Raw genomic sequence first — 18,376 nt, 5'->3', positions numbered from 1 at the left:
AAGGGCAAGGCGTCCGTCAAGACTATGCACAGGCAGTGCAGTGGTATCGTAGGGCTGCAGAACAAGGGAATGCCGATGCCCAAGTTAATTTGGGTCTGATGTATGCCAACGGGCAAGGAGTCCGTCAAGACTATACACAGGCGGTGCAGTGGTGTCGTAGGGCTGCAGAACAAGGGCATGCTGGTGCCCAATTCAATTTGGGTGTGATGTATGCCGAAGGACGCGGCGTGCGCCAAGACCTTGCGCTCGCTCAAGAATGGTTTGGTAAGGCTTGTCAAAACGGAGACCAAGACGGCTGCGACATTTACCAACGCCTGAAGGCGGGTTATTGAACAGCTCGCGATGCCGTCTGAAAGCGGCTTGAGCAGGAGCGGACATCCCCCCTGCACAATATGATTTGTTTTAGGACAAAACCAAAATGACTTTTCAAAACAAAAAAATCCTCGTCGCCGGACTTGGCGGCACGGGTATTTCCATGATTGCCTACCTGCGTAAAAACGGCGCGGAGGTTGCCGCGTATGATGCGGAGCTGAAACCGGAGCGCGTGTCGCAAATCGGTAAGATGTTTGACGGGCTGGTGTTTTACACGGGTCGTTTGAAAGATGCGCTGGACAACGGTTTCGATATTCTGGCGCTCAGCCCCGGCATCAGCGAGCGGCAGCCGGATATTGAGGCGTTCAAGCAAAACGGTGGACGTGTGTTGGGCGATATCGAATTGTTGGCGGACATTGTGAACCGCCGTGGCGACAAGGTGATTGCGATTACCGGCAGCAACGGTAAAACCACGGTAACGAGCCTGGTCGGCTATCTCTGCATCAAGTGTGGTCTGGATACCGTTATCGCGGGCAATATCGGCACGCCGGTTTTGGAGGCGGAATTGCAGCGTGAAGGCAAAAAGGCGGACGTGTGGGTGTTGGAGCTTTCCAGCTTCCAACTGGAAAACACTGAAAGCCTGCACCCGATGGCGGCGACGGTGCTGAACATTTCTGAAGACCATCTCGACCGCTACGACGACTTGCTCGACTATGCGCATACCAAGGACAAGATTTTCCGTGGCGATGGCGTGCAGGTTTTGAATGCGGATGATGCGTTCTGCCGCGCAATGAAACGCGCCGGGCGCGAGGTGAAATGGTTTTCGTTGGAACACGAAGCCGATTTTTGGTTGGAACGCGAGACAGGCCGCCTGAAACAAGGCAATGAAGATTTGATTTCTACGCAAGACATTCCGTTGCAAGGCTTGCACAACGCCGCCAACGTTATGGCTGCCGTGGCTTTGTGCGAGGCTATCGGTTTGCCGCGCGAAGCATTGCTCGAACACGTTAAAACCTTCCAAGGCTTGCCGCACCGCGTCGAAAAAATCGGCGAGAAAAACGGCGTGGTGTTTATCGACGACAGCAAAGGCACGAACGTCGGCGCGACCGCCGCCGCGATTGCCGGTTTGCAAAATCCGCTCTTCGTGATTTTGGGGGGCATGGGCAAAGGGCAGGATTTCACGCCCCTGCGCGACGCGCTTGCCGGCAAGGTAAAAGGCGTGTTCCTGATCGGCGTCGATGCGCCGCAAATCCGCCGCGATTTGGACGGCTGCGGTCTGAATATGACCGACTGCGCCACTTTGGAAGAAGCGGTTCAGACGGCATATGCCCAAGCCGAAGCGGGCGATATCGTGTTGCTTAGCCCGGCTTGTGCGAGCTTCGATATGTTCAAAGGCTATGCGCACCGTTCGGAAGTGTTTATCGAGGCGTTCAAAGCTTTGTAAGGCCGTCTGAAAGATGAAAGTGGGTTTGAAGATCGGCTTGGCGGCAGTCGTGTTTTCGGCTGTCGCTGCTTTGGTGTTTTGGTTTGCCGCGCCGATTCGTTCCACGATAACCGTTGCCATGCCAAGCGAAGCGCCGTTGCCTGAAGATGCGGTTATCGACAGATTGGTCGTACATAAAAGCAAACGCACCATGTCGGCGTACTCGCAAGGCAGGTTGCTGAAAACCTATCCCATTTCGTTGGGCAAGCAACCGGTCGGGCATAAACAGTTTGAAGGCGACGGCAAAACGCCCGAAGGGAAATACCGCATTAATGAGCGTAATCCCAATAGCGGCTACCATAAAAATCTCGGCGTTTCCTATCCCAATGAAGCCGACAAAGCCTACGCTGCGGCACAAGGCAAAAGCCCGGGCGGGCTGATTAAAATCCACGGCATGAAAAACGGCTGGGGTTTTATCGGTAAAAAACACCTGCAAAAAGACTGGACCAACGGCTGCATCGCGGTAACGGACGAGGAAATCGACGAACTCTACCGCAGCGTGAAACACAATGCGGAAATTGAGATTCTGCCGTAAACCTTGTGCGCTATTGCCTCAAAGGTCGTCTGAAAACGTCAAGGCGGTTTCAGACGACCTTTTTGCAGCAACGATAAATTTGTTCTTTTCCTTTAACCCGTGTTACTGTTTCTTAAAGTTTGCCTATGCGGGCAAACGGCGAGGCGGCGGGCAGCCATGCCTGACCGAAAAAACGTGTGTTCATCAATCCGAAAGGAAAACCCATGAATTTTCAAGACTACATCCGTTACGATGCCGTCGGTTTGGCAGAGCTGATCCGCAAAAAAGAAGTGTCCGCCGATGAAGTGTTGCAGGCTGCTTTAAACCGCTTGGACGAAGTTAATCCCAAGCTCAATCTGTTGGCGCATGATTTGCGCGAACGCGCGGCGGCATGGCAGGGGTCGTCTGAAAATGCCGATACGCCGCTGGAGGGCGTACCGTTTTTGCTCAAAGACCTGCTGGCGGATTGGGAAGGTGCGCCGACATGGGCGGGTACGCGCATGATGCAGCATTACATTGCCAAACAAAACAGCGATTTGACCCAAGCCTATCTCGATGCTGGGCTGCGCGTGTTCGGCAAAACCACCACGCCCGAATGGGGCGCGTATCCTGTTACCGAAACCGAAATTTACGGCATCACGCGCAATCCGTGGCATTTGGATTACACCGCGGGCGGCAGCAGCGGCGGTGCAGCGGCGGCAGTGGCTTCGGGCGTCGTACCCGCAGCGCACGGCAGCGACGGCGGCGGCTCCATCCGCTTACCCGCGCACAACTGCGGCGTGTTCGGGCTGAAACCCACGCGCGGTCGCAGCAGTTACGCGCCGAACGCATCGGAGGCATGGCAAGGCTTGGTATGCGACCATGTGTTGACCCGCAGCGTGCGTGACAGCGCGGTTTTGCTGGACATCGCCGCCCAAACCCAAGCCCGCGCCCTGTATGCTTGCCCGCCGCCGCCCGAAAACGGTTTTGCAGGCAGCCTGAAACAAGAAACAGGTCGTCTGAAAATAGCTTTTTGGAAACAGGCATGGTTTGGCGGCGGCAACGACGAAGGCACGGAAGCCGCGTTCGCCCATAGTTTGAAACTGATACAAGACGCGGGACACGAATTGGAAGAAGCCACGCCCGATTTTGCGCCGCCTGAACAGCTCAACCGAGCCGCCCGCATCATCGTCATGGGCGAAACGGCAAAACTGTTCTACCAATATCAATACGAAACCGGACAAAAACTGCCGCACCGCCTGCTTGAGCCGACAACGTGGGCAATGATTGTGCAGGGTCGGCAAATCAGTGCGGGCGAAATGGCATGGGCGCGCGACGTGATGCTGGCGCAGGAACGTGCCGCCAAAGCATTTTTCACACGCTACGACGTGTTAATGACGCCCGTCTGCCCGCGCACCACGCCGAAAATCGGCGAGATGATGCCGCCGCCCGCCGCACAAAAAGCCATGCGCCTGCTGTTTGGCACGCTGCGCTTGGGTTTTCTGTTGAAAAACAACCCGTTTTTAGAAAAAGAAGCCGCCGCCGCGCTGCAATACGTCGGTTATACGTCGCCGCTGAACATGAGCGGCAACCCCGCCATGAGCGTGTCGCTTTACCGGCATAACGAGCTGCCCGTCGGTACTCAGTTTGCCGCCGCTCACGGACGCGAAGACACGCTGCTCCGCCTTGCAGCGCAGTTGGAACAGATACAGCCGTGGGTGGAAATACCGCAGTTGGCTTAGGGTTTGTATTGGATAAAAAGTAGCCTATTTTTCTGAAGAAAAAATTTATACAAGGCCGTCTGAGAACATAAAAGCGTTTTCAGACGGCCTTTTGCCGGTATCAAAGGGTAGGGGAGGGCGCAAAGAACGTCGGAATCCGGCATCTTTAAAGATTCTGAATTGTTGGTTTGGAAATAAACCTTTAAAATAACGTTAATTCATTTTTTCAGACGGCCTCTTGCCCATTAGCAGGCCGTCTGAATATTTTATTCAAGCCGTTACGGATGTTTTCATGATTAGTCTTTCCAAAATGCTTGACCGGCCGATTGCGCGCGATGGTCGGAAGTTTGATGTTTCTCTCTTGTGGATGGTCGTCTTAATGACGGTCTTCAGCCTGATTATGATTTATTCGGCTTCTATTGCGTATGCGGCATCGGAAGGGGGTAGCCAGTTTTCTTTTGTGTTTAAGCAGGCAATGTTTATCCTGTTTACAGTGGCTATATGCTTGCCGCTTTTCCTGCTGAAGATGAGTTTCTGGCGGCGGATTATTCCGTTTTATTTTGCTGTTTCAGGTTTGCTGTTGTTGCTGGTTTTGTTTGTCGGCCGTGAGATTAATGGCGCGACGCGCTGGATTCATATCGGGCCGCTCAACTTGCAACCGACTGAATTTTTCAAATTGGCGACGGTCTTGTACTTGTCCAGCCTGTTTACGCGCCGTGAAGAAATGTTGCGCGATTTGGATTCTTTGGGTTGGTCGTCTTTGTTTACCGGTATTGGCGATTTGGTGTGCAGCCCCTTTAAAAGTGAAGCTTGGGTAAGGGTAAAGGAACGCTTCCGTAAGTTTAAGACCTTGATTCTGCCGATTATGTTGGTGGCGGTCGGTTTGGTTTTGATTATGGGTCAGCCGGACTTTGGCTCGTTTGTCGTGATTGTTGTGATTACCATGGGTATGCTGTTTTTGGCAGGCTTCCCGTGGAAGTATTTTGCTGTATTGGTGGCGACCGTTGTGAGCGGTATGGGCTTGCTGATTTTGGCCGCGCCTTACCGTATGGCGCGTGTGGCGGCGTTTTTGGACCCTTGGAGCGATCCTTTGGGTAAAGGCTATCAGCTGACCCATTCCTTGATGGCGATTGCGCGCGGCGGCTGGTTTGGCGAGGGCTTGGGTGCGAGTTTGGAAAAACGTTTCTACCTGCCTGAAGCGCATACGGACTTTATTTTTGCCGTCATCGGCGAGGAATTCGGCTTTTTCGGGATGCTGGTTTTGGTGTTCTGCTACGGCTGGCTGGTGTGGCGCGCGTTTTCCATCGGCAAGCAGGCGCGTGATTCGGGCTTGATGTTCAGCGCGTACATTGCCAACGGTATCGGTATTTGGATTGGTATTCAGAGTTTCTTCAATATCGGTGTAAACATCGGTATCCTACCCACTAAGGGCCTGACTTTGCCGTTTATGTCTTACGGCGGTTCGGCTGTCTTTATCATGCTGGTGTGCATTACTTTGTTATTGCGCATTGATTATGAAAACCGCCAAAAAATGCGCGGTTATTCGGTGGAGTAAAACCATGAGCGGTAAAACTTTTATGCTGATGGCCGGCGGTACGGGCGGCCATATTTTCCCTGCATTGGCGGTTGCCGAGTCGCTGCAAAAGCGCGGCCATCATGTGATTTGGCTGGGCAGTCAGGATTCGATGGAAGAGCGTATCGTGCCGCAATACGGCATACGCTTGGAAACGCTGGCCATTAAAGGCATACGCGGCAACGGAATCAAGCGCAAGCTGATGTTGCCATTTACGCTGTATAAAACCGTCCGTGCGGCGCAGCAGATTATTAAGAAACACCGTGTCGAGTGCGTTATCGGTTTTGGCGGTTTTGTTACTTTCCCCGGTGGCTTGGCGGCAAAAATTTCCGGTGTGCCGATTGTGATTCATGAGCAAAACGCCGTAGCCGGTTTGTCCAACCGCCAACTGTCGCGTTGGGCAAAACGTGTCCTGTACGCTTTCCCCAAAGCATTTCAACATGAAGGCGGATTGGTGGGTAACCCTGTCCGTGCCGATATTGCGGCATTGCCTGTTCCCGAAGAACGCTTTGAAAACCGTCAAGGCCGTCTGAAAGTTTTGGTGGTGGGTGGCAGTTTGGGTGCGGATGTGTTGAACAAAACCGTTCCGCAAGCTTTGGCATTATTGCCTGAGGCGGCCTGTCCGCAAATGTATCATCAGTCCGGCCGCAATAAATTGGGTAACCTGCAGGCGGATTATGATGCATTGGGTGTACAAGCCGAGTGCGTCGAATTTATTACCGATATGGTATCCGCCTACCGCGATGCCGATTTGGTAATTTGCCGTGCCGGCGCGCTGACGATTGCCGAGCTGACGGCTGCCGGTTTGGGTGCATTGCTGGTGCCGTATCCGCACGCGGTGGACGACCATCAAACAGCTAATGCGCGCTTTATGGTGCAAGCCGAAGCTGGTTTGCTGCTTCCGCAAACTCAACTGACGGCAGAAAAACTGGCCGAAATCCTCGGCGGATTAAACCGTGAAAAATGCCTGAAATGGGCGAAAAATGCCCGTACCTTGGCGTTGCCGCACAGTGCAGACGATGTGGCGGAAATTGCCATATCTTGTGCCGAATAAGCAGGCAAGACTTTGTTCAAGGCCGTCTGAAAAGTTAATTAACGGCGTTTCAGACGGCCTTTATTGCTTTTGTTAAAATTCCTTTACAATAAAAGCATAGCGCAGAAGCGGATAGCCCTTTAAAATAACGCCTTTACGCACTAAAAACCAACCGGAACGCAACGTTATGATGAAAAATCGAGTGACCAACATCCATTTTGTCGGAATCGGCGGCGTCGGCATGAGCGGTATTGCCGAAGTTTTACACAATTTGGGCTTTAAAGTTTCCGGTTCGGATCAGGCGCGTAATGCCGTTACTGAGCATTTGAGCGCTCTCGGCATCCAAGTTTACCCAGGGCATACTGCCGAACACGTCAATGGTGCCGACGTGGTTGTTACCTCTACTGCCGTTAAAAAAGACAATCCTGAAGTCGTTGCCGCGTTGGAACAGCAGATTCCCGTGATTCCGCGCGCGTTGATGTTGGCGGAACTGATGCGCTTCCGCGATGGTATCGCCATTGCCGGTACGCACGGTAAAACCACAACAACCAGCCTGACTGCTTCTATTCTCGGCGCGGCAGGTCTTGACCCGACTTTCGTTATCGGCGGAAAGCTCAACGCAGCAGGTACCAACGCCCGTTTGGGTAAAGGCGAATACATCGTTGCCGAAGCCGACGAATCTGATGCCTCTTTCCTGCACCTGACCCCGATTATGTCCGTTGTGACCAATATCGATGAAGACCACATGGACACTTACGGCCACAGTGTTGAGAAGCTGCATCAGGCGTTTGTGGATTTTATCCACCGTATGCCGTTTTACGGCAAAGCGTTTTTGTGCATCGACAGCGAACACGTCCGCGCGATTTTGCCCAAAGTGAGCAAGCCTTATGCTACTTACGGCTTGGACGATACTGCCGATATCTACGCAACCGATATTGAAAACATCGGCGCGCAAATGAAATTTACCGTTCATGTTCAAATGAAAGGACATGAGCAAGAGCCGTTTGAAGTTGTTTTGAATATGCCCGGCCGCCACAACGTCCTCAATGCGTTGGCGGCTATCGGCGTTGCGCTGGAAGTTGGCGCATCGGTTGAAGCCATTCAAAAAGGTTTGCTCGGCTTTGAAGGTGTCGGCCGCCGTTTCCAAAAATATGGCGACATCAAATTGCCAAACGGCGGAACTGCGCTGCTGGTGGACGATTATGGTCACCATCCTGTCGAGATGGCGGCAACCCTTTCCGCTGCGCGCGGTGCATACCCTGAAAAACGCTTGGTCTTGGCTTTCCAACCGCACCGCTATACCCGCACACGTGATTTGTTCGAAGATTTCACCAAAGTCCTCAATACCGTCGATGCGCTGGTGTTGACCGAAGTTTATGCCGCAGGCGAAGAGCCGATTGCCGCAGCCGATTCCCGCGCTCTGGCACGCGCCATCCGAGTATTAGGCAAACTTGAGCCGATTTACTGTGAAAACGTTGCCGACCTGCCGCAAATGCTGTTGAATGTTTTGCAAGACGGCGATGTCGTGTTGAATATGGGTGCCGGCAGTATCAACCGCGTTCCGTCTGCATTGGTGGAATTGTCGAAACAATCATAATAAACAGGCATATTGGCCTTTGAGGACAGATAGGTCGTCTGAACAATATTCAGACGGCCTGTATCAGTATTTAAGAAAGTGGAAATTATGCAGAATTTTGGCAAAGTGGCCGTGTTGATGGGTGGCTTTTCCAGCGAGCGCGAAGTTTCGCTGGACAGCGGCGCCACTATTTTGGCTGCCTTGAAAAGCAAAGGTGTCGATGCCCATGCGTTCGACCCCAAAGAAACCCCGTTGTCTGAATTGAAAACACAAGGTTTTCAGACGGCCTTCAATATTCTGCACGGCACTTTCGGCGAAGATGGCGCGGTTCAAGGCGCGTTGGAACTGATGGGTATTCCTTACACCGGCAGCGGTGTGGCCGCCTCTGCGCTGGGTATGGACAAATACCGCTGCAAACTGATTTGGCAGGCCGTGGGCTTGCCTGTTCCTGAGTTTGCCGTATTGCATGACGACAGCGACTTTGATGCCGTTGAAGAAAAATTGGGCCTGCCGATGTTTGTGAAACCTGCCGCGGAAGGCAGTAGCGTCGGCGTGGTAAAAGTAAAAGAAAAAGGCCGTCTGAAAAGCGTTTACGAAGAATTGAAACACTTGCAGGGCGAAATCATTGCCGAACGCTTTATCGGCGGCGGCGAATATTCTTGTCCGGTATTGAACGGCAAAGGTCTGCCGAGCATTCATATTATTCCGGCTACCGAGTTTTACGACTACGAAGCCAAATACAACCGCGACGATACGGTTTATCAATGCCCGTCGGAAGATTTGAGCGAGGCGGAGGAAAACCTGATGCGAGAACTCGCTGTGCGTGGCGCGCAGGCGATTGGTGCGGACGGCTGTTCGCGCGTGGACTTTCTGAAAGATACGGACGGTAAACTGTATCTCTTGGAAATTAATACCTTGCCCGGTATGACCAGCCACAGTTTGGTGCCAAAATCTGCAGGCCATACCGGCGTAGATTTTGCTGATTTGTGTATTGAGATTTTGAAGACCGCTCATGTGGGATGATGCAGGCGCACTGGGTCGGCTGACCCGCCGGCTATTGGTGCTGATGACCTTTCTGTTGATAGGTTCGGGCATAGCTTGGCTTTACAATTCCAAATATTTCCCTGTGAAACAGATTGCCATTCAGGGCAAGCTGAAATATGCTTCCAGCAAAGAATTGCAAACTGTTGCAAGAGAGCATATCAGGGGTAATATGTTCCGCGCCGATATTGATTCGGCGCAGGCCGCTTTTCAGGAGCTGCCTTGGATTGACTCGGCAATGGTACGCCGCCGTTTTCCGGAAACTGTGGAAATTATCCTGACCGAGCGTGTGCCGGTTGCGCATTGGCGCGCTGGCGGCTTGGTGGACAGTAAGGGCAATGTGTTTGCCGCAAGCCTGAAACAGGACCTGCCTATATTTGAAGGGCAGCAGGGGACAGGCAAAGACATGGTCAAACATTATGCGGACTTTTCCGGTATTTTGAGCCCGTTGAAACTGACCATCAAAGAATTGATCTACACGCCGCGTTCGGCATGGCTGCTTGTATTGAATAACGGCATTACCGTGCGCTTGGGGCGTGAAAACGAAATCAAACGTTTGCAGCAGTTTGCCCAGATTTGGCCATCGCTGCTGCGTAAAAAACAAAGTCGTATCGAGTATGTCGATATGCGTTATAAGGATGGTTTTTCAGTCCGTTACAGGCCGTCTGAAAACCCTTCCGACAGTGAATAGCCGATTAGACGTGAAGCAATCTTGTTTCAAAAATAATCAAACCGTCAGTCAGACAACATAGCGAACGAGCAATTATGGAACAACAACAAAATAAATATATCAGTGCCTTAGACATTGGTACGTCCAAGGTCATCGCCTTAATCGGTGAGATTCGGGAAGATAACGAAATCCACATTGTTGGCTTGGGTCAAAGCCCTTCACGCGGCCTGCGTGCAGGTATGGTGACCAACATTGACGCCACTGCACAAGCCATTCGTCAGGCGGTAGAAGATGCCGAGCTGATGGCAGATACCAAAATTTCCCACGTCGTCACCGGTATTGCCGGTAACCATATCCGCAGTCTGAATTCACAAGGCGTGGTCAAAATTAAAGATGGCGAAGTATCGCAAGCCGACATCGATCGTGCCATCGAAACGGCCAAAGCCATCAATATTCCGCCTGATCACAATATCTTGCATACTGTGGTTCAAGAGTACATCATCGACAACCAACCCGGTGTGAAAGAGCCTATCGGCATGAGCGGCGTGCGTTTGGATACCCGTGTACACATCATCACCGGTGCGAATACTGCTTTGCAAAATATCCAAAAATGTATCCAACGTTGCGGCCTGCAAATGGATCAAATCATGCTTCAGCCTTTGGCAAGCGGTCACGCCGTTTTGACTGAAGACGAAAAAGATTTGGGCGTGTGCGTCATTGATATCGGTGGCGGTACAACCGACATCGCGGTTTATACCAATGGCGCAATCCGCCATACTGCGGTCATTCCCGTTGCCGGCGATTTGATTACCAAAGACTTGGCACAAGCCTTGCGTACGCCGCACACTGCAGCCGAGTACATCAAAATCCATTACGGTGCTGCCATTCCGACTATGGACGGCTTGGATGAAATGATTGAAGTTCCTAGCGTTGGCGACCGTCAATCACGTCAAATTTCACGCCGTGTATTGGCTGAAATCATCGGCCCGCGCGTAGAAGAGATTTTGGAATTGACGCTTAACGAATTGCGCCGCTCCGGCTTCCCTGAAGAAGTGCTGACTTCAGGTATCGTTTTGACCGGTGGTGCTTCTATGTTGACCGGTATTGTTGAGTTGGCGGAAGAAGTCTTCAACCTGCCGGCGCGTATCGGTGTTCCACAAGAAATGGGCGGCGTATCCGAGCGTATCCGCAATCCACGCTATTCAACCGCCATCGGTCTTTTGCAGGCGGCAAGGGGAGAGGAAGACGGCGCGCCGGTGACAGGTGCCATTGTGGTTCATGATCAGGCTGAAAAAATCAGTCTGTGGGCAAGACTGATGAAATTCGTTAAAGAAAATTTCTGATAAAAGTTTTCAGGGCAGGCGGTGTAGCAACCGTTTGTCCTGAATATTTAAGTGAGATTAAACGGTTTTAAATAATTGCTAAGTGAATAATTTAAAACTTGTATATTTTCTGTTAAAAAATGTAGTAAAAATATAACGCCGACAGCCGAATGGTAAGAAGATTTTTGCCAGTATCTGGATACTTCTTATATAATACGGATAATGAGTTATTTTTGAACCGTCCTTAATAAAGCGGGGCGCGGAGGATTATTGAATGGAATTTGTTTACGACGTAGCAGAATCAGCAACAAGCCCTGCTGTTATTAAAGTTATCGGTTTGGGTGGCGGTGGCTGTAATGCTATCAACAACATGGTTGCCAACACCATTCATGGTGTTGAGTTCATCAGTGCCAATACCGATGCGCAATCATTGGCTAAAAACAATGCGGCTAAACGCATTCAATTGGGTACAAACCTGACTCGAGGTTTGGGTGCCGGTGCAAATCCTGAAATCGGCCGCGCCGCTGCTCAAGAAGATCGCGAAGCCATCGAAGATGCCATCCGCGGTGCAAACATGCTGTTCATCACTACCGGTATGGGTGGTGGTACAGGTACCGGCTCTGCTCCTGTTGTGGCTGAAATCGCTAAAGAAATGGGTATCCTGACCGTTGCGGTTGTGACTCGTCCGTTTGCTTACGAAGGCAAACGCGTACATATCGCTCAAGCAGGTTTGGATCAGCTTAAAGAGCGCGTGGATTCCCTGATTATTATCCCGAATGACAAATTGATGACTGCTTTGGGCGAAGACGTGACCATGCGCGAAGCTTTCCGTGCGGCAGACAATGTACTGCGTGATGCGGTTGCCGGTATTTCTGAAGTGGTGACTTGCCCTAGCGACATGATCAACTTGGACTTCGCCGACGTGAAGACCGTGATGAGCAATCGCGGTATCGCCATGATGGGTTCAGGTTTTGCACAAGGTATCGACCGTGCTCGTTTGGCTACCGATCAAGCTATCTCCAGCCCGCTCTTGGATAACGTTACTTTGGATGGCGCACGCGGTGTATTGGTAAACATTACCACTGCTCCTGGTTGCTTGAAAATGTCTGAGTTCAACGAGATTATGCGTATTGTCAACCAAAATGCACACCCTGAAGTGGAATGCAAATTTGGTGCTGCCGAAGACGAGAGCATGAGCGAAGATGCTATCCGTATTACCATCATTGCTACCGGCTTGAAAGAAAACGGTACTGACAACCAACTGCGTGCTGCTGCCCGTACCCAACAATTGGTACGCGGTGCGGCAGAAGCGCCTCAAGCTCAAAGCCAAAGCAGTGCTGAAAGCTTGGTTCGTACCAACCGCAATATCCGTTCTATGAATCTGACTGCGGCTGATTTCAGCAACCAGTCTGTACTGGATGACTTTGAAATTCCGGCTATCTTACGCCGTCAGCAACATACTTCTGATAAATAATCAGGATAATGTATGAAAAGACCTGCTTTTAAGGCAGGTCTTTTTTATTAGCAAAATAAACTTAAGGCCGTCTGAAAATTTTCAGACGGCCTTAAGTTTTCAAATAAAGCAAATAACAAACTTACCCTTTATTTAGGATTTGTTTGTTTTCGCCCTCGCGACGCAACTCTTTGGGCAAGACAAATACAATGCTTTCTTCTGCGCCTTCTCCTTCACGTATGGTCTCATGTCCCCAATCTTGAATGGTTTGTAAGACTTCTCGGACCAATACTTCGGGCGCAGATGCACCGGCAGTGACACCGACCTTGGTTTTGTTTTCAAACCATTCTTTTTTCAGATAGGAGGCATTATCGACCATATAGGCATCAACTCCGCGTAATGCGGCTACTTCACGCAAGCGGTTGCTGTTGGAAGAGTTGGGCGAGCCGACAACAATCACGAGATCGCATTCTTCCGCCAATTCTTTAACAGCGGTTTGGCGGTTGGTTGTGGCGTAGCAGATGTCTTCTTTGTGCGGATTACGGATATTGGGGAAGCGTTGGTTTAAAGCTGCAATGATGTCTTTGGTTTCGTCTACCGATAAAGTGGTTTGGCTGACGTAGGCAAGTTTGTCAGGATTTTTGATGTTCAGTCCGGCTACATCTTCCACTGTCTCAACCAGAAACATTTTACCCGGAGGTAATTGTCCCATTGTGCCTTCCACTTCGACATGGCCTTTGTGGCCGATCATGATAATTTCGTAATCTTGCTCATCAAGGCGGGCTACTTCTTTATGGACTTTGGTTACCAGAGGGCAGGTGGCATCAAAAACGCGGAAACCACGTTGTGCAGCTTCTTCCTGTACGGCTTTGGATACGCCGTGAGCCGAGTAAATCAGCGTTGCACCCTTGGGTACATCCGCCAAGTCATCGACAAAGACGGCACCTTTTGCCCGCAGATTGTCCACGACGAATTTGTTGTGAACGACCTCATGGCGGACGTAAATGGGTGCGCCGTATTCTTCGAGTGCACGTTCAACAATACTGATGGCACGGTCAACGCCGGCACAGAAGCCGCGGGGATTGGCAAGGATAATGGTTTTTTGAGTCATGTGTGTTCCGTTTTCAGACGGCCTTTGTGTCGTTTGAAGGTGTTTTTTTGTGCAGCAAACCATCTAATACCAAGCAAACTGCGCCAACGCAGATAAAGCTGTCGGCAATGTTAAATGCGGGGTAGAACCAGTTTTGCCAATAGAAAAGCAGAAAATCGACAACGTGGCCGTGAATCAGACGGTCAACCACATTGCCAATCGCGCCGCCGATAATCATGGCAGCCCCCAGTTTACCCCAGCGGCCAAACTCATCGCGCCAGATGGCACGGGCCAAATACAGGCTGATAACGACGGCCAGACCTAAAAAGAAGAATTTTTGCCAGCCGCCTTGGTCGGCCAAAAAGCTGAAAGCCGCGCCTGGATTATAGGCAAGCGTCAGGTCAAAAAAGTCTGGAATGATATTGAGGCGTTCGCCTTCGGTAAAGTGTTTCAAGATTTCCCATTTGCTCAGTTGGTCAAGAATGATGGCAACGAGGGAAAGTAAGAAAAAGGGCGTTTTTGCAGAAGAGGATGAACTCATGTTTTCAGACGGTTTATGTAATAAAGGGCTTATTTTACCTGAAAGCAGGCAGGAAGTGTTTGCGATGGCATCGACGTTAAGGCCGTCTGAAAATAGAAACGCCGCCACTTGAATGTATCAAAGGGCGGCGTGGTAAGTATATGCAGGCTTATTGGTTTTTAAGCAATGGGAAGCCCAGTTTCTCGCGGCTTTCAACGAATTTTTGAGCAACGATACGGCTCAGTGCACGAATGCGGCCGATGTAGGTTGCGCGTTCGGTAACGGAAATGGCGCCGCGTGCATCCAATAGGTTGAACGTGTGGCCGGCTTTGAGTACAAGTTCGTAAGCAGGCAGGGCAAGACTGGTGTCTTCAACGGCAAGCAGGCGTTTGGCTTGTTCTTCATAGTCGTTGAATTGGCGCAAGAGCCAATCGGCATCGCTGTATTCGAAGTTGTAGGTGGATTGTTCGACTTCGTTTTGATGATAAACGTCGCCGTAAGTGACGATGTTGCCATCAAGGGTTTTTGCCCAAACGAGATCATACACATTTTCCACGCCTTGCAGATACATGGCGAGACGCTCGATACCGTAGGTGATTTCACCAAGTACAGGGGAGCAGTCGATACCGCCGACTTGTTGGAAGTAGGTGAATTGGGTTACTTCCATGCCGTTGAGCCAAACTTCCCAACCCAAACCCCAAGCGCCGAGAGTAGGGTTTTCCCAGTCGTCTTCGACAAAACGGATGTCGTGTACTTTAGGGTCGATACCCAATTCGCGCAGTGAGTCGAGGTAGAGGTCTTGAATATTGGCGGGAGCTGGTTTGAGCGCAACTTGGAATTGATAGTAGTGTTGCAAGCGGTTGGGGTTGTCGCCGTAGCGGCCGTCTTTGGGGCGGCGGCTGGGTTGAACGTAAGCGGCAAACCAAGGCTCTGGGCCTAACGCGCGCAGACAAGTGGCAGGATGGGAAGTACCGGCACCGACTTCCATATCGAAAGGTTGGATAACGGTGCAGCCTTTGTCTGCCCAGTAGTTTTGTAATTTGAAAATAATTTGTTGGAAGGTGAGCATGGTGGATGGAATAGGTTGGAATAAAGAGGGTATTTTACTGTTTTGAGCTTGTTTTGGATAGGCTGAAGGAAGCGGCGTAGGTTATTTACCGTTCAATAGGTCTGAAAAAGGGTCGTCTTCTGAAGAAACAGTGTATTTTTCTTGTGCCCATTCGCCTAAATCAATGAGTTTACACCGTTTGCTGCAGAAAGGGCGGTAGGGGCTGTCGGTGTTCCAAACGACTTCTTTGTGGCAGGTCGGACATTTTACAACAGGAGCAGTCATGCAGTTTCTTTCAGAGTTTGTGCAATGGATTGATAGTATTGATGCAAGCGGGCAACCTTGATTTTTGCTTCTTCCATGCTATGCGCATTGTCCAATACATCGTTGGTATGAAGCAGTCTGTCAGATCGAGAAGCTTGAGTGGCCATGATTTGACGCGTTTGTTCTTCTGAAAAACCATTGCGTTGGTGTACGCGTTCGATTTGGACGGACTCCGGAACATCTACAACCAAAATGCGGTCAGTCTCCGCTTTAAATGCCGGATTCTCAATTAAAAGCGGTACATCGACAATGCCGTAGGCAGAGGAAGCAAGTTTTTGTTTCTGCTGTTGGATTTTGTTTAAGATTAACGGCAGAAGCAGATTTTCCAGTTGTTTTTTTGATTGAGGCCGTCTGAAAACTTCTTCCCGTAAAGCCATACGATTCAGACGGCCTTCACTGTCAAAAACCTCATCGCCGAAAAGTTGGCGGATGGCTGGAAGGGCTTCGCCGTTTTCAGCAGTCAGTGAACGGCTGATGGCATCGGCATCAATAATGGGTACGCCAAGCTCGGCAAACATTTGGGCAATAGATGATTTGCCGCTGCCAATACCGCCGGTCAAGCCTATCCATAATGTCATTATCGGAATCCTGATTGTATGAGCCACCATTGTACCAGTTGGGTAATAGGTGTATTGGCAACCAAAATAATCCATCCTGCCACAGCAAGGCTGGGACCAAAAGCAAAATATTGACCTTTGCCGACGCGGGCAATGAGTGCGCCCACCAGTCCGACCAAGGCAGCCATGAAGATCAGAACAGGCAAGATACCTACGCCCAGCCATGCACCGAGCGCGGCCAAAAGTTTGAAGTCGCCATTGCCCATGCCGATTTTACCGGTCAGAAGTTTATAGACGGCGCATAAAGTATAAAGGCTCATATAGCCTGCGATTGCGCCTAAAACGGCTGAATGCAGGGGAACGAATGTGTCATTCAGATTAAACAGCAGGCCGATCCAGATTAGGGGCTGAGTCAGGCTGTCGGGCAAATATTGCGTATCGGCATCGATAAAGGTCAGTGCAATCAGTATGGCAGTCAGAATTAATCCGCCAATAGTCGCCCATGACCAGCCGTATTGCCACGCGACAATACCGAATAAGACACCTGTCAGCAGCTCAATCAGCGGATAGCGTATGCCGATCGCGGTTTTGCAGGAGTGACATTTTCCTCTCAGGAAAACATAGCTGAGGATAGGGATGTTTTGCCAAAGTTTGATTGGGCTTTTGCATTTGGGGCAGCGTGAATCCGGTTTACGCAGATTAAATGGCTGTGTTTCTTCGTCTGTCAGCTCGATGCCCAAATGCTCTTTAGAAAATTGTGTCCATTCGCGTTCCATCATTATCGGCGTGCGATAAATAACAACGTTTAGAAAGCTGCCAATCAGTAATCCCAAAATAACGGCTAAAGGAATAGCGAATGGCGCAAGAACGGAGAGGGTGTCGATGGCGGAGTAAATACTATCAAACATATCAACCTACGACATTACCCAAGTTAAACAGCGGCAGATACATGGCAATCAGCAAGATACCGATGAGCGAACCCAATACCACCATGATGATAGGCTCCATCAAGTGAGACAATCGGGAGACGGAGTTGTCTACTTCATCTTCGTAGAATTCGGCTGCTTTGTTCAGCATATCATCCAAAGAGCCTGACTCTTCGCCGATGGCCGCCATTTGGATCACCATGTTGGGGAACATATCCGTACTTTGCATACTGGATGTCAGCGACAGACCTTGGGTTACCTTGGCGCGGATGTCTTGAGTAGCTTCTTCATAGAGAATATTGCCGGATGCGCCTGCAACTGAATCTAATACTTCCACTAAAGGAACGCCGGCGGCGAAGAGGGTGGAAGTCGTACGCGCCCAACGGGCGATGGTCGCTTTTCGGACAATGGTGCCAAAAACAGGCAGTCTCAAAATCAGAGCATCGATTCGTTTTTGGAAGGTAGGCGATTTTTCATGGAGTTTGTACAGGCCGAAGGCGGAAACAATCAAAAGGATGATCATAATCCAGCCGTAGTCGACGAATAAATCAGACAAGCTCATGACGAGTTGGGTAAGGCTTGGCAGCTCTGCACCCATATTGGCATAAACTTCTTTAAAGGCAGGCAGTACAAACATCATCATGATGAAGATAAGCGCAATCGCCACCACGATAATGGCAATCGGGTAGGTCAATGCGGTTTTGACTTTTTTCTTAATGGCTTGGGTTTTTTCTTTATAGACAGCCAGTTTGTCCAATAGGCTTTCCAGTACGCCGCCGGACTCGCCTGCGCTGACCAGATTGCAATAGAAACGGTCGAAATATTTTGGATATTTGGAGAACGATTTACCCAATGCGCTACCTTGTTCGACATCAGAGCGAACCTGCATCAGCATTTCGGTCATGCTCGGATTGGAGTGGCCGCGCGCAACGATTTCAAAAGCCTGCATCAGCGGCAAGCCTGCCTTCATCATTGTTGCCAGTTGGCGGGTGAACACTGTAATGTCTTCTTGGGTAATACGGCGTTTGCGTGCGGTTTTAACTTTGCTGATACGCAAAGTACGAATGCCTCTGCGTTGGAGTTTCTTGCGTGCTTCTTCTTCGTCTTTGGCAACTACTTCACCACGGACAAGACGTTCGGTCTCGGTATTTTTTCCTTCAAATGTAAAACGCTTGCCTTTGCTTCTTGAGCCGAACAGACTTCTTTTTTGCTCTGCTTGAGCCATGAGTTATCC

The 18,376-nt window shown here is 50.5% G+C and carries 18 protein-coding genes; 11 read left to right on the top strand and 7 right to left on the bottom strand.

What is annotated here, in order from left to right:
- The 11 genes from HMPREF3139_RS10980 to ftsZ form a co-directional block, all read left to right on the top strand.
- A partial coding sequence (locus HMPREF3139_RS10980) for a tetratricopeptide repeat protein (protein WP_168160491.1) occupies positions 1–332 on the top strand: 332 nt, incomplete at its 5' end.
- A gap of 86 nt (positions 333–418) precedes the next feature.
- Complete coding sequence (gene murD / locus HMPREF3139_RS00820; protein WP_070459558.1) at positions 419–1,756, top strand: UDP-N-acetylmuramoyl-L-alanine--D-glutamate ligase; 1,338 nt, start codon at positions 419–421, stop codon at positions 1,754–1,756.
- A 13-nt stretch (positions 1,757–1,769) separates the two neighbouring features.
- Positions 1,770–2,330 (top strand): L,D-transpeptidase family protein, encoded by a 561-nt coding sequence (locus HMPREF3139_RS00815; protein WP_070459555.1) that lies wholly within the window; start codon positions 1,770–1,772, stop codon positions 2,328–2,330.
- A gap of 203 nt (positions 2,331–2,533) precedes the next feature.
- The gene (locus HMPREF3139_RS00810; protein WP_070459552.1) at positions 2,534–4,030 is read left to right on the top strand and encodes an amidase; all 1,497 of its coding nucleotides are present in this window, start codon (positions 2,534–2,536) and stop codon (positions 4,028–4,030) included.
- Positions 4,031–4,301: 271 nt separating this feature from the next.
- The gene (locus HMPREF3139_RS00805; protein WP_070459549.1) at positions 4,302–5,564 is read left to right on the top strand and encodes an FtsW/RodA/SpoVE family cell cycle protein; all 1,263 of its coding nucleotides are present in this window, start codon (positions 4,302–4,304) and stop codon (positions 5,562–5,564) included.
- Positions 5,565–5,568: 4 nt separating this feature from the next.
- Positions 5,569–6,636, top strand: coding sequence for an undecaprenyldiphospho-muramoylpentapeptide beta-N-acetylglucosaminyltransferase (gene murG / locus HMPREF3139_RS00800; protein WP_070459546.1), 1,068 nt, complete (start codon positions 5,569–5,571; stop codon positions 6,634–6,636).
- Positions 6,637–6,802: 166 nt separating this feature from the next.
- Positions 6,803–8,212, top strand: a complete 1,410-nt coding sequence (gene murC, locus HMPREF3139_RS00795) for a UDP-N-acetylmuramate--L-alanine ligase (protein ID WP_070459541.1) — start codon at positions 6,803–6,805, stop codon at positions 8,210–8,212.
- Positions 8,213–8,299: 87 nt separating this feature from the next.
- Positions 8,300–9,214, top strand: coding sequence for a D-alanine--D-alanine ligase (locus tag HMPREF3139_RS00790; protein WP_070459538.1), 915 nt, complete (start codon positions 8,300–8,302; stop codon positions 9,212–9,214).
- Positions 9,204–9,923 (top strand): cell division protein FtsQ/DivIB, encoded by a 720-nt coding sequence (locus HMPREF3139_RS00785; protein ID WP_049328386.1) that lies wholly within the window; start codon positions 9,204–9,206, stop codon positions 9,921–9,923. The genes HMPREF3139_RS00790 and HMPREF3139_RS00785 overlap by 11 nt, the downstream gene beginning before the upstream one ends.
- A gap of 74 nt (positions 9,924–9,997) precedes the next feature.
- Positions 9,998–11,245: a cell division protein FtsA gene (gene ftsA, locus HMPREF3139_RS00780; protein WP_070459535.1), complete on the top strand. Its 1,248-nt coding sequence runs from the start codon at positions 9,998–10,000 to the stop codon at positions 11,243–11,245.
- A 253-nt stretch (positions 11,246–11,498) separates the two neighbouring features.
- Complete coding sequence (ftsZ, locus tag HMPREF3139_RS00775; protein ID WP_070459532.1) at positions 11,499–12,698, top strand: cell division protein FtsZ; 1,200 nt, start codon at positions 11,499–11,501, stop codon at positions 12,696–12,698.
- Between the two features lie 121 nt (positions 12,699–12,819).
- Here the strand turns inward: ftsZ and ispH are convergent, their stop codons facing one another.
- From ispH to HMPREF3139_RS00740, 7 genes are all read right to left on the bottom strand, one after another.
- Positions 12,820–13,788: a 4-hydroxy-3-methylbut-2-enyl diphosphate reductase gene (gene ispH / locus HMPREF3139_RS00770; protein WP_070459529.1), complete on the bottom strand. Its 969-nt coding sequence runs from the start codon at positions 13,786–13,788 to the stop codon at positions 12,820–12,822.
- 13 nt (positions 13,789–13,801) lie between these two features.
- Positions 13,802–14,308, bottom strand: coding sequence for a signal peptidase II (lspA, locus tag HMPREF3139_RS00765; protein WP_049331903.1), 507 nt, complete (start codon positions 14,306–14,308; stop codon positions 13,802–13,804).
- Positions 14,309–14,456: 148 nt separating this feature from the next.
- A complete protein-coding gene (gene glyQ, locus HMPREF3139_RS00760; RefSeq protein WP_003685919.1) occupies positions 14,457–15,356 on the bottom strand; it encodes a glycine--tRNA ligase subunit alpha in 900 nt (299 codons plus the stop codon).
- Positions 15,357–15,437: 81 nt separating this feature from the next.
- The gene (gene yacG / locus HMPREF3139_RS00755; RefSeq protein ID WP_070459526.1) at positions 15,438–15,620 is read right to left on the bottom strand and encodes a DNA gyrase inhibitor YacG; all 183 of its coding nucleotides are present in this window, start codon (positions 15,618–15,620) and stop codon (positions 15,438–15,440) included.
- Positions 15,617–16,237: a dephospho-CoA kinase gene (coaE, locus tag HMPREF3139_RS00750; RefSeq protein ID WP_070459522.1), complete on the bottom strand. Its 621-nt coding sequence runs from the start codon at positions 16,235–16,237 to the stop codon at positions 15,617–15,619. The genes yacG and coaE overlap by 4 nt, the downstream gene beginning before the upstream one ends.
- On the bottom strand, positions 16,237–17,124 hold the full coding sequence (locus tag HMPREF3139_RS00745) for a prepilin peptidase (RefSeq protein ID WP_070459519.1): 888 nt from the start codon (positions 17,122–17,124) through the stop codon (positions 16,237–16,239). Before HMPREF3139_RS00745 ends, coaE begins: the two co-directional genes overlap by 1 nt.
- A 1-nt stretch (position 17,125) precedes the next feature.
- Positions 17,126–18,367 carry a type II secretion system F family protein gene (locus HMPREF3139_RS00740; protein ID WP_070459516.1) on the bottom strand — a complete coding sequence of 414 codons (1,242 nt, stop codon included), beginning with the start codon at positions 18,365–18,367 and terminating at the stop codon, positions 17,126–17,128.
- Positions 18,368–18,376: the final 9 nt, after the last annotated feature.

Origin of the sequence: Neisseria sp. HMSC15G01 (genome assembly GCF_001808255.1) — a bacterium.
Lineage (GTDB): Bacteria > Pseudomonadota > Gammaproteobacteria > Burkholderiales > Neisseriaceae > Neisseria > Neisseria subflava_A.
This window is presented reverse-complemented; position numbering and strand designations above follow the sequence as displayed.